This is a genomic window from Pantoea sp. C2G6, from assembly GCF_051336815.1.
In the GTDB taxonomy this organism is placed as follows: Bacteria; Pseudomonadota; Gammaproteobacteria; order Enterobacterales; family Enterobacteriaceae; genus Pantoea.
Genome location: NZ_JBGMNJ010000001.1, coordinates 315,222 through 327,128 on the forward strand (window position 1 = coordinate 315,222; position 11,907 = coordinate 327,128).

Consider the following 11,907-nt stretch of genomic DNA (forward strand, 5'->3'; position numbering starts at 1 on the left):
GGGCAACAGCCATAAAAAAACCCCGGCTTGCAGGCCGGGGTTGAGTTCACAGCAGGTTATAGCTTACGGCTTGGTCGCCGGTGCAGTCGCATGATGGGTCGCACTGTGACCACCGGCGGAACCCCGACCGTCGAACTGGTACGGTGAACGTACCCAGTCGCTGTGCGGTGCCGGCTCTGGCTGCCAGACCGGCGCAGGGGCTTTGGTCATCGGCGCGGAGGCAAAATGCTTCCAGCGCGTCGCGTCAGCCGCCGCAGGTTGCGCAGTGGCGTCAGGCGCGGCGACAACAGGCTGTGCAGCCGCTGGAGCGACATCACGTGCGGCAACCGGAGCATGAGGTTCACTTACCGGGGCCGTTTCCGCTTCAGCAGCAACGGGCGCTTTCAGCACCTCTTCAACTTCAGCGGCGATCGCTTCACTGACATCCGCCGGAGCGTGCTCAGCCACTTCTGCTTCTGCTTCTGCTTCTGCTTCTGCTGGCGCTGCGGTCAGTGCTTCGGCAGGGGCCGCAACCGGCGTTTCAGCAACCGGCTCAGCAGGCTCTGCCTGAGCGGCAACCGCTTCTGCTTTGGCTTCTTCAGCGGCCGGAACCACAGAGGGCTGCTGATCGACCGGCGTCTCAATGGCACGGGTGTCGTCAGTGTTCACCACCGGCACCGGCGTTTCTGCCTGTGGCTCGGCCTGCTGCACTGGCGCATCCTGGGTCAGGGATTCAGCGGCGGCTACAGGCTGTGCGATAGCGTCTGCGCTGGCGGCAAAGTTCTGCTCCTGCACGTCTGCTACATTCTGCATCTGTTGCTCTTCGCTGGCCTGGCTGACCGGATAGCGGATCCAGACTTTACCTGAGGCCATTTCTGGTGACGCGGCAGCGGCAGCCAGTGGCATGGCGGACTGCGTCGGGTAACGCTCATCACGGTAACGACGACGACGCTGTCCACTGACGCGCAGATGACGTGGCGAACGGCGTGAACGACGCGGCATATTGCCGTTGTCACGGTTGTCGGTATCATCCTGCTCGTCGCTCTGTGGCGCTGCGGCCTCAGGCTGAGCCTGGCGCACCTCGGCGGCTGGCGCCTGACGGGCTTCGGCTGGCTGAGCGATGTCGCTGGCTTCAGCTGGCAGCGGCTGACGGTTATCATCAACCCGCACTTTCTGGCTCAGCTGACGTGGCTTACGACGAGGCATCACCTGCACACGTTCATCATCCTGCGCTTCGGTCAGATCCTGCGCGTCAGCCACGACAGCCGGCTGCTCTGCCGCTTTGGCCGCTTCCTGCTCGGCGCGTTTCTCTTCCTGACGACGACGCTGACGCTCAGCACGCTGCTCACGACGCTGCTGCTGCTGCTCGTCACGCTGCTGGCGCGCCTCTTCGCTCAGTGCCGGGCGCTCTTCGCGCACTTCACCTGCCTGAGACTGACGTTTGTTACGACGGTTGTCATTGCCTTCACGCGGTTCGCGGCTTTCACGACTTTCGCGAGGTTCACGGCTTTCGCGTGGCTCACGACTTTCACGCGGTTCGCGGCCTTCGCGGGATTGCGCATTCTCACCATTACGTGGCGTGCGCTCGCGACGGTTGTTATTACGACGGTTGTTATTGTTGTTGCGACGTTCGCCACGGCCATTACCGCTATCCTGCCCGGTTTCAGGCGCTTTCTGTGGTTCAGCCACCTCAGCCACGGCAGGTGCAGCAGCCGGTGCTTCTTCGTTGCCAAACAGCTTTTTCAGGCCGCCAAACAGACGTCCCAGGAAGCCGGTGCTGACAGCTGCTGGCGCGGCGACCGACGGCGCGGCTTTCGCCGCAGGCTGTGCGGCAGCATGCTGCGCTTCAGGTGCCACTTCCACCGGTGCCGGTGGGGCATCCGGCATCACAAACGCCGCCAGAGCTGGCTGCTCAGGACGACGACGCTCAGCGTGCTCTTCATCGGATGGCATCGCCATTTCAGCTTCATGCAGCTTCGGCAGATGATAGCTCAGCGTCTGGGTCTCTTCGCCTTTACGCACGCGCAGTACGGAGTAGTGCGGGGTCTGCATCTTGTCATCCGGAACGATGATCGCCCGCACGCCGCCCTGGCGTTTTTCAATCGCATTGACCGCTTCACGTTTTTCATTCAGCAGGTAAGAGGCGACCTGCACCGGAACAATGGCGTGCACTTCTTTGGTGTTGTCTTTCAGCGCTTCTTCTTCAATCAGACGCAGAATCGACAGCGCCAGTGACTCGTTATCACGGATGGTGCCGGTGCCGCTACAGCGCGGGCAGACGTGATGGCTCGACTCACCCAATGACGGGCTCAGGCGCTGACGTGACATCTCCAGCAGGCCGAAACGTGAAATGTGGCTGATCTGAATACGGGCGCGATCCTGACGGACCGCTTCACGCAGACGGTTTTCTACCGCGCGCTGATGGCGAACCGGCGTCATATCGATATAGTCGATAACGATCAGGCCACCCAGGTCACGCAGGCGCAGCTGACGCGCAATTTCATCGGCCGCTTCAAGGTTGGTGTTGAAGGCGGTCTCTTCGATGTCACCACCGCGCGTGGCGCGTGCGGAGTTAATATCGATAGCGGTCAGGGCTTCGGTGCTGTCGATAACAATCGAGCCACCTGACGGCAGGCGGACTTCACGCTGGAAAGCGGATTCGATTTGCGATTCGATCTGATAGTGGCTGAACAGCGGGATCTCACCGGTGTAGAGCTTGATTTTGCTGCTGAAGTCGGGACGGCCCAGCGCGGCGATATGCTGACGCGCCAGCTCCAGCACTTTCGGGTTATCAATCAGGATTTCGCCGATGTCCTGACGCAGATAGTCGCGGAAGGCGCGCACAATCACGTTGCTTTCCTGATGGATCAGGAACGGAGCAGGGCGGCTTTCAGCGGCTTTCTTGATCGCTTCCCAGTGCTTAAGACGGAAACTTAAATCCCACTGGAGTGATTCGGCAGATTTGCCAACGCCAGCGGTGCGGACAATCAGCCCCATTCCCTCTGGCAGTTCCAGCGCCGACAGCGCTTCTTTCAGCTCGGTACGGTCGTCACCTTCGATGCGGCGGGAGATACCACCGGCACGGGGGTTATTCGGCATCAGCACCAGGTAGCTGCCCGCCAGCGAGATAAAGGTGGTCAGCGCCGCGCCTTTGTTGCCGCGCTCTTCTTTATCGATCTGAACAATCACTTCCTGACCTTCACGCAGCACGTCTTTAATATTCGGACGACCGTGCGCGTTATAGCTGGAGGGGAAATATTCGCGGGAGATTTCTTTCAGGGGGAGGAAACCGTGACGTTCTGCGCCGTAATCGACAAACGCAGCTTCAAGGCTGGGTTCAATGCGGGTGATTTTACCTTTGTAGATGTTGGCTTTTTTCTGTTCGTGTCCTGGGCTTTCAATATCCAGATCGTACAGACGCTGACCGTCTACCAGGGCAACGCGCAACTCCTCCTGCTGAGTTGCGTTTATTAACATTCTTTTCATCGTGACTTACTCGTTATTCTTTCATGAGTGATTACAGCTGCGGGCATAGTTACCCTGGACGAGTATCAACCGATGGCCCCGTGACTTAGTGCAATGTCGTCAACCTCACGGCTGTCGACCGCGCGAGGGGCGCAAATAACGTCGGTGGCCTGTTTTTCATAAGGGAAAACAGCACCAGATAGTGGAAATGCCTGAGAGAATTAAAAAACCCGTGCACCCCATACTGCTGTCCAGGCCGCAACCCGCAGCCCGCTAAGTGCCTGATTTCGCATTACGTCTTACGCCATTGCTGCGTGTCTGCTCAATCCGGCAAAATGACAATTTCGCTCGTTTTCTGCCCTGAAATGCTCCAGGTAAGAAACTTAAGCATTATTCCACTGCTAACCTTCATATAGCAAGGCGACTTTGGCCAGCTTGTGAAGTTTCTTTACATTTACATCACTAACGGGTTAAACAGGCCGGCGGGTTGCTGAAAAAGCCAGCAGCCGGGCCGGTTGTCGCCCCATCGACCCCAGAGTTAAGCACAGAAAAAGGGGTGGCGCTATCGGGGGACACTATTTAGAATCGCCGCCATGAAAACAGAGAATCCAGGCGTACATTTTGTCGCCATCACGGCTGAAAATGCCGGACAACGCATTGACAACTTTTTGCGCACCCAACTCAAGGGCGTGCCTAAAAGCATGATTTATCGCATCGTGCGTAAAGGTGAGGTGCGGGTGAATAAAAAGCGCATCAAGCCGGAATATAAGCTGGAAGAGGGCGATGAGGTTCGCATTCCGCCGGTTCGGGTAGCCGAACGCGATGAAGAGGCCGTTTCGCCGAAACTGGCGAAGGTGGCTTCGCTGGCTGACGCCATCCTCTATGAAGATGACGCGCTGCTGGTGATGAACAAACCTTCCGGTACCGCCGTCCATGGCGGCAGCGGGCTGAGCTTCGGCGTCATCGAGGGACTGCGCGCCCTGCGCCCGGAAGCGCGTTTTCTTGAACTGGTGCATCGTCTGGACCGCGACACCTCCGGCATTCTGCTGGTCGCCAAAAAGCGCTCGGCGCTGCGCTCCCTGCATGAGCAACTGCGTGAAAAGGGAATGCAGAAAGATTATCTGGCGCTGGTCAGAGGCAACTGGCCGTCGCATCTGAAGGTGGTGCAGGCGCCGCTGCTGAAAAACATTCTGCAAAGCGGTGAGCGTGTGGTGCGCGTCAGCAGTGAAGGTAAAGCGTCAGAAACCCGCTTTAAAGTGGAGGAGCGCTTCGATTTCGCCACGCTGGTGAAAGCGAGTCCGGTCACCGGCCGTACCCACCAGATCCGTGTACATACGCTGCACGCGGGCCATCCTATCGCTTTCGACGATCGCTACGGCGAACGCGACTTTGACAGCCAGCTGGCGTCCACCGGTTTAAAGCGTCTGTTCCTGCATGCCGCGGCGCTGACCTTCACCCATCCTGGCACCGGCGAAGTGATGCGCATTGAAGCGCCGCTGGATGAGGGCCTGAAGCAGTGTCTGCTTAAGCTGCGTCAGCTGAAAGCATAAACCCGGCCCGGCATCAGTTGGTCAATGGATTGATGCCGGCCTGCTGCAACATCGCGTTCAGCGCAATCAGCGGCAGCCCGACCAGCGTATTCGGATCGCGCCCTTCCAGACGATCAAACAGACAAATTCCCAGACCTTCGCTTTTAAAACTGCCGGCACACTGAAGCGGCTGCTCCTTTTCGATATACCCGTTAATTTCCGCGTCAGTTAACTGCCGGAAATGCACCACAAAGGGTTCACAACAGTGCAGCAGCGTGTCGCTGGCCGGATGACAGAGCGCCAGGCCGGTGTAAAAGGTAATGCGGTTGCCGCTGGCAGCGCGCAGCTGCGCCCGTGCCTTTGCTGCCGTATGCGGTTTACCGGTAATCTCGCCGTTCAGCACGCAGACCTGATCGGAACCGATAATCCAGCGATCGGGCCAGGTTTCAGCCAGCGCCTGCGCTTTCGCAATGGCGAGACGTGTCACCAGCGCTTCAGCGCTTTCACCGGGCCAGGGCGTTTCATCGACTTCGGGCGCGGCGGTAATAAAAGGCAGGCCCAGCTTACGTAATAACGCCTGCCGGAACGGTGAAGTTGAAGCTAAAAGAATCGATGGTGTCATTTTTTTTCAATAGTGATAGCGAATTGGTGGCAGTCATTTTAAACTGTGCGCCGCACTGGATGCGAATAGTGGTTGAAAGATGCTGTTAAACGGCCTTTTTCTTTGACTCTATGACATTACAAAGTTAATATGCGCGCCCTATGCAAAAGGTAAAATTACCCCTAACGCTGGACCCTGTCCGCACCGCTCAGAAGCGCCTTGATTATCAGGGTGTCTACACATCTGCACAGGTGGAGCGTGTGGCCGAGTCGGTCGTTAGTGTGGACAGTGATGTGGATTGTGCCATGTCGTTTGCGGTTGATAACCAACGTCTGGCGGTACTGACGGGTACTGCTGAAGTTCAGGTGACGTTGCGTTGTCAGCGCTGCAACCAGACCTTTCCTCATCACGTAAAAGTAAGCTATTGCTTCAGTCCTGTCTCTTCTGATGAGCAGGCCGAGGCATTACCGGAAGCGTACGAGCCGGTCGATGTCAACGAGTTTGGTGAGATCGATCTGCTGGCGGTTGTCGAGGATGAACTGATCCTCGCACTGCCGGTCGTTCCGGTGCACGATTCTGAACACTGTGAAGTGTCCGAGGCGGACATGGTCTTTGGCAAACTGCCTGCAGAGGTGGAGAAACCAAATCCATTTGCCGTATTAGCCAGTTTAAAGCGTAAGTAATAGGAGTAAGGTCCATGGCCGTACAACAGAATAAACCCACCCGTTCTAAGCGTGGTATGCGTCGTTCACACGATGCGCTGACCACTGCTGCCCTGTCAGTAGATAAAGTTTCTGGCGAAACTCATCTGCGTCACCACATCACTGCGGATGGTTACTACCGCGGTCGCAAGGTTATCGTTAAGTAAGTTTCTTGCTTAGCAAGGCGATACCTTGACACGTTTGACCCTGGCGATTGATGCCATGGGCGGGGATTTCGGTCCCTGCGTGACAGTGCCTGCAGCATTGCAGGCACTGGCCTCTCATTCGCAGCTATTCCTTCTTCTGGTCGGTCATCCCGACACCCTCACGCCATTGCTTGCCAAAGCGGATTCCTCCCTGTTGGGGCGTTTGCAGGTGATCCCTGCCGAATCGGTTATTGCAAGTGATGCGCGGCCCGCTCAGGCCATCAGAAACAGTCGCGGCAGCTCAATGCGTGTGGCGCTGGAGATGGTAAAAGAGGGACGTGCGCAGGCCTGCGTCAGCGCCGGGAATACCGGTGCGCTGATGGGGCTGGCGACACTGATATTAAAACCGCTGGATGGCATTAAGCGTCCGGCGTTAATGTCGGTTTTACCGCATCAGCAGCAGGGTAAAACCGTGGTGCTGGATCTGGGCGCGAATGTCGGCTCAGACAGTGCGATGCTGGTGCAGTTTGCGGTGATGGGGTCAGTGATGGCGGAGCATGTGCTCGGTATTTCACGCCCCCGCGTTGCGTTGCTCAATATTGGTCACGAAGAGACCAAAGGGCTGGAAACCATCCGCGACGCCGCGGTAATACTGCGAGAATCACCGCAGATCAACTATATTGGTTACCTCGAAGGTAACGAGCTGCTCACCGGTAAAACGGATGTCATGGTCTGTGATGGATTTGTCGGAAACGTCACGCTGAAGACCATGGAGGGCGTGGTAAGAATGTTTCTTTCCCTGCTGAAGTCATCGGGGGAGGGTAAAAAACGGTCATGGTGGCTTCAGTTGCTGGGGCGCTGGATTCAGAAACGTCTGGTGAAGCGCTTCGGGCATCTCAACCCTGACCAGTACAATGGCGCTTGTCTGTTAGGATTGCGCGGGACAGTAATCAAGAGTCATGGCGCAGCGAATCAACAAGCTTTCGTCGTGGCGATAGAACAGGCAGAGCAGGCGGTGCGGCAGCAGGTTCCCGAACGAATTGCTGCGCGCCTTGATGCTGTATTAGCCAGGAGTGACAAAGCCTAGATGTATACCAAAATTATCGGTACGGGCAGTTATCTGCCCAGCCAGGTTCGCACCAATGCCGATCTGGAAAAAATGGTGGAAACGTCGGACGAGTGGATTGTCACCCGTACCGGCATCCGTGAGCGCCGCATTGCCGCGCCTGACGAAACCGTTGCCACCATGGGATTCAGCGCGGCACAACGCGCGCTGGAGATGGCGGGCGTTGAGGCGAACGATGTCGGGCTGATTATTGTCGCCACCACCTCATCAAGCCATGCGTTTCCCAGCTCCGCCTGCATGATCCAGCAGATGCTGGAGATTAAAGATTGCGCGGCGTTTGACCTCGCTGCCGCCTGCGCCGGTTTTACCTATGCGCTGAGCGTGGCCGATCAATACATCAAAAATGGCGCGGTGAAGCATGCGCTGGTGATTGGCGCTGACGTCCTGGCACGCGCCCTCGACCCGGAAGATCGCGGCACCATCATCCTGTTTGGTGATGGCGCCGGTGCGGTTGTGCTGGGTCAGAGCGAAGAGCAGGGGATCATCTCGACCCATCTGCACGCCGATGGCCGCTATGGTCAGCTGCTGACGCTGCCTTATCAGGATCGCGCCCATCAGGATCAACCCGCCTATGTCACTATGGCCGGCAACGAAGTGTTCAAGGTTGCGGTCACAGAACTGGCGCACATCGTGGATGAAACGCTCCAGGCGAATAATCTCGATCGTGAAATGCTGGACTGGCTGGTGCCGCATCAGGCTAACCTGCGCATTATCAGCGCCACGGCGAAAAAACTCGGCATGACCATGGATAAAGTGGTGGTCACGCTGGATCGTCATGGCAACACCTCTGCTGCATCAGTGCCGAGCGCACTGGATGAAGCGGTCCGTGATGGCCGCATCAAACCCGGACACCTTATTCTGCTGGAAGCCTTTGGTGGTGGATTCACCTGGGGTTCTGCGCTGGTTCGCTTTTGATTGACAGGAACGAAAGATGACGCAATTTGCATTTGTTTTTCCAGGTCAGGGTTCTCAGACCGTGGGCATGCTGACGGAATTAGCCGCAAGCTATCCGCTGGTGGAAGAGACCTTCCGTGAAGCCTCTGACGCACTGGGATATGACCTGTGGCAGTTAGTCAGCCAGGGGCCGGCTGAAGAGTTAAACAAAACCTGGCAGACGCAGCCTGCGCTGTTAGCCGCGTCAGTGGCGATCTACCGTATCTGGCAGCAGCAGGGCGGCGAACAGCCGGTGCTGATGGCCGGTCACAGCCTGGGTGAGTATTCGGCGCTGGTGTGTGCCGGCGTGCTTAACTTTGCCGATGCGATCAAGCTGGTAGAACTGCGTGGCAAACTGATGCAGGAAGCGGTGCCGGAAGGCACCGGTGCGATGCAGGCGATTATTGGCCTGGATGACGCCGCTATCCGTAAAGCCTGTGAAGAGAGTGCACAGGGTCAGGTGGTGTCACCGGTCAACTTTAACTCGCCGGGTCAGGTGGTGATTGCCGGTAACAAAGAAGCGGTTGAGCGTGCCGGTGCAGCCTGTAAAGCGGCGGGTGCCAAGCGTGCGCTGCCGCTGCCGGTCAGTGTGCCGTCTCACTGCGCGCTGATGAAGCCTGCCGCCGACAAACTGGCGGTTGCGCTGGAGAGCATCACCTTTCACGCGCCTGCGGTGCCGGTCATCAACAATGTTGATGTTAAAACCGAAACCGACGCGGCGGCCATTCGTCACGCGCTGGTGCGCCAGCTCTACAGCCCGGTTCGCTGGACCGAGAGCGTAGAGGCGATAGCGGCACAGGGTGTGACCCAGCTGCTGGAGATGGGACCGGGTAAAGTGCTGACCGGGCTGACGAAACGCATTGTGGATAGCCTGACAGCGGCTGCCGTCAACGATACCGCATCACTGACTGCGGCACTCGGAAAGGAATAAGAGGAAAATCATGAGCTTTGAAGGTAAAGTTGCGCTGGTTACCGGCGCGAGTCGCGGCATTGGTCGTGCGATTGCAGAGACCCTGGCGGCACGCGGTGCCAAAGTGGTCGGCACTGCAACCAGCCAGAATGGCGCCGACGCCATCAGTGCTTACCTTGGCGACAAGGGCAAAGGCCTGTTACTGAATGTGACTGACGCTGACTCAATCAACAGTGTTTTAGAGAATATTCGTGCCGAATTTGGCGAAGTGGATATTTTGGTCAATAATGCAGGCATTACACGTGATAATCTTCTCATGCGCATGAAAGATGATGAGTGGCAGGATATTCTGGATACCAACCTCACATCGGTGTTCCGTCTTTCTAAGGCGGTCCTGCGTGCCATGATGAAAAAACGTGTGGGCCGTATCATCACCATTGGTTCCGTTGTCGGTACCATGGGTAACGCGGGTCAGGCTAACTACGCGGCAGCAAAAGCGGGTTTGATTGGCTTTAGCAAATCACTGGCGCGCGAAATCGCGTCACGTGGCATTACCGTCAACGTCGTGGCTCCAGGCTTTATTGAGACTGACATGACGCGGGCACTGAACGAAGATCAGCGTTCCGGTATTTTGGCGGAAGTCCCTGCGGGTCGCTTAGGCGACGCTCAGGAAATCGCCAATGCTGTGGCATTTTTAGCCTCTGACGAAGCAGCCTACATCACAGGTGAAACGCTGCACGTCAATGGCGGAATGTACATGGTCTGATAAATCACGAAATCATTTGCTTTATTTGCGGTTAGAGCCGCAAAATAACGCAAAATCGTGGTTCGACCAGCCGGGATTTTGTTGCATCTTTTTCACCATTTTATACACTACGAAAACCATCGCGAAAGCGAGTTTTGATAGGAAATTAAATAGTATGAGCGATATCGAACAACGCGTTAAGAAAATCATCAGTGAGCAGCTGGGTGTGAAAGAGGAAGAAGTCACCAACTCTGCATCTTTCGTAGAAGACCTGGGTGCCGATTCTCTTGATACCGTTGAGCTGGTGATGGCTCTGGAAGAAGAGTTTGATACTGAGATTCCAGACGAAGAAGCTGAGAAAATCACTACCGTTCAGGCAGCGATCGACTACATCAATAGCCATAAAGGCTAATGAATATCTTCAGGCGGTCGCTCGACCGCCTGATTTTTATGTTTGTCCCACATAGTTCCTTATTTCCCCTCCCTGGAGGACGAACGTGTCTAAGCGTCGTGTAGTTGTGACTGGTCTTGGCATGTTGTCTCCTGTCGGCAATACCGTAGAGTCTACCTGGAGTGCTCTCCTTGCCGGTCAGAGCGGCATTAACCTGATCGACCATTTTGATACCAGTGCTTATGCAACGCGCTTTGCAGGTCTGGTAAGAGATTTTAATTGTGATGATTACATCTCGCGCAAAGATCAGCGCAAGATGGATGAATTCATCCAATACGGCATTGTGGCCGGTATTCAGGCCATGCAGGACAGTGGTCTGGTTGTGACCGACGAAAATGCAGGCCGTATGGGCGCAGCGATTGGTTCCGGCATCGGCGGCTTAGGTCTGATTGAAGAGAATCACACCTCGCTGGTCAACGGTGGACCGCGCAAAATCAGCCCGTTCTTTGTGCCTTCAACCATTGTTAACATGGTGGCGGGTCATCTCACCATCATGTATGGCCTGAAAGGTCCAAGCATCTCTATCGCGACCGCCTGTACCTCTGGTGTGCATAACATTGGTCACGCCGCGCGTATCATCGCCTATAACGATGCTGACGTGATGCTGGCGGGCGGTACCGAAAAAGCCAGTACGCCTTTAGGCGTCGGTGGTTTCGGTGCGGCACGCGCCCTCTCAACCCGTAACGATAACCCGCAAGCGGCGAGCCGCCCGTGGGATAAAGATCGTGATGGTTTTGTGCTGGGTGACGGTGCGGGCATTGTGGTACTGGAAGAGTACGAACATGCGAAGAAACGTGGGGCGAAAATCTACGCTGAAGTGGTAGGTTTTGGTATGAGCAGCGATGCTTTCCACATGACTTCACCGCCAGAAGATGGCTCCGGTGCAGCCGCTGCGATGATCAACGCGCTGCGTGACGCTCAGCTGACGCCAGAGCAGATCGGCTATGTCAACGCGCACGGCACCTCCACGCCTGCCGGTGACAAAGCGGAAGCGCGGGCGGTGAAATCGGTGTTTGGTGCCGCCGCCAGCCGCGTGATGGTAAGCTCAACTAAATCAATGACCGGGCACTTACTGGGTGCCGCAGGCGCGGTTGAATCGATCTACTCGATTCTGGCGCTGCGCGACCAGGCCATACCACCGACCATTAACCTCGATAACCCGGATGAAGGCTGCGATCTCGATTTCGTGCCACACACCGCGCGTCAGGTTAAAGACCTGGAGTACACCCTGTGTAACTCCTTTGGTTTCGGCGGCACTAACGGCTCGTTGATCTTCCGTAAAGTGTAATCGTCGTTGATTGCTAAAAGGGCCCGCGATGCG

The 11,907-nt window shown here is 56.6% G+C and carries 11 protein-coding genes; 9 read left to right on the top strand and 2 right to left on the bottom strand.

Annotated elements, in window-relative coordinates; genetic code table 11:
- Positions 1 to 63: 63 nt before the first annotated feature.
- Positions 64 to 3,465, bottom strand: a complete 3,402-nt coding sequence (gene rne, locus ACCW71_RS01500) for a ribonuclease E (RefSeq protein ID WP_436369150.1) — start codon at positions 3,463 to 3,465, stop codon at positions 64 to 66.
- A 572-nt stretch (positions 3,466 to 4,037) separates the two neighbouring features.
- Between rne and rluC the strand changes: the two genes are divergently transcribed.
- Positions 4,038 to 4,994, top strand: coding sequence for a 23S rRNA pseudouridine(955/2504/2580) synthase RluC (gene rluC, locus ACCW71_RS01505; RefSeq protein ID WP_436369152.1), 957 nt, complete (start codon positions 4,038 to 4,040; stop codon positions 4,992 to 4,994).
- A gap of 13 nt (positions 4,995 to 5,007) precedes the next feature.
- Here the strand turns inward: rluC and ACCW71_RS01510 are convergent, their stop codons facing one another.
- Positions 5,008 to 5,595, bottom strand: a complete 588-nt coding sequence (locus tag ACCW71_RS01510; protein WP_436369153.1) for a Maf family protein — start codon at positions 5,593 to 5,595, stop codon at positions 5,008 to 5,010.
- 140 nt (positions 5,596 to 5,735) lie between these two features.
- Between ACCW71_RS01510 and yceD the strand changes: the two genes are divergently transcribed.
- From yceD to fabF, 8 genes are all read left to right on the top strand, one after another.
- Positions 5,736 to 6,257: a 23S rRNA accumulation protein YceD gene (gene yceD / locus ACCW71_RS01515; RefSeq protein WP_436369154.1), complete on the top strand. Its 522-nt coding sequence runs from the start codon at positions 5,736 to 5,738 to the stop codon at positions 6,255 to 6,257.
- A 14-nt stretch (positions 6,258 to 6,271) separates the two neighbouring features.
- Complete coding sequence (gene rpmF, locus ACCW71_RS01520) at positions 6,272 to 6,442, top strand: 50S ribosomal protein L32 (RefSeq protein WP_003849870.1); 171 nt, start codon at positions 6,272 to 6,274, stop codon at positions 6,440 to 6,442.
- A 25-nt stretch (positions 6,443 to 6,467) separates the two neighbouring features.
- Positions 6,468 to 7,508: a phosphate acyltransferase PlsX gene (gene plsX / locus ACCW71_RS01525; protein ID WP_436369156.1), complete on the top strand. Its 1,041-nt coding sequence runs from the start codon at positions 6,468 to 6,470 to the stop codon at positions 7,506 to 7,508.
- On the top strand, positions 7,509 to 8,462 hold the full coding sequence (locus ACCW71_RS01530; protein WP_436369158.1) for a beta-ketoacyl-ACP synthase III: 954 nt from the start codon (positions 7,509 to 7,511) through the stop codon (positions 8,460 to 8,462). It begins immediately after the preceding gene.
- A 16-nt stretch (positions 8,463 to 8,478) separates the two neighbouring features.
- Complete coding sequence (fabD, locus tag ACCW71_RS01535) at positions 8,479 to 9,411, top strand: ACP S-malonyltransferase (protein WP_436369159.1); 933 nt, start codon at positions 8,479 to 8,481, stop codon at positions 9,409 to 9,411.
- A 10-nt stretch (positions 9,412 to 9,421) separates the two neighbouring features.
- Positions 9,422 to 10,156, top strand: coding sequence for a 3-oxoacyl-ACP reductase FabG (gene fabG, locus ACCW71_RS01540; protein ID WP_436369161.1), 735 nt, complete (start codon positions 9,422 to 9,424; stop codon positions 10,154 to 10,156).
- Positions 10,157 to 10,310: 154 nt separating this feature from the next.
- Positions 10,311 to 10,547 carry an acyl carrier protein gene (gene acpP / locus ACCW71_RS01545; protein ID WP_003849865.1) on the top strand — a complete coding sequence of 79 codons (237 nt, stop codon included), beginning with the start codon at positions 10,311 to 10,313 and terminating at the stop codon, positions 10,545 to 10,547.
- A gap of 85 nt (positions 10,548 to 10,632) precedes the next feature.
- Positions 10,633 to 11,874, top strand: a complete 1,242-nt coding sequence (gene fabF / locus ACCW71_RS01550; RefSeq protein WP_436369163.1) for a beta-ketoacyl-ACP synthase II — start codon at positions 10,633 to 10,635, stop codon at positions 11,872 to 11,874.
- The last annotated feature ends 33 nt before the right edge of the window (positions 11,875 to 11,907 follow it).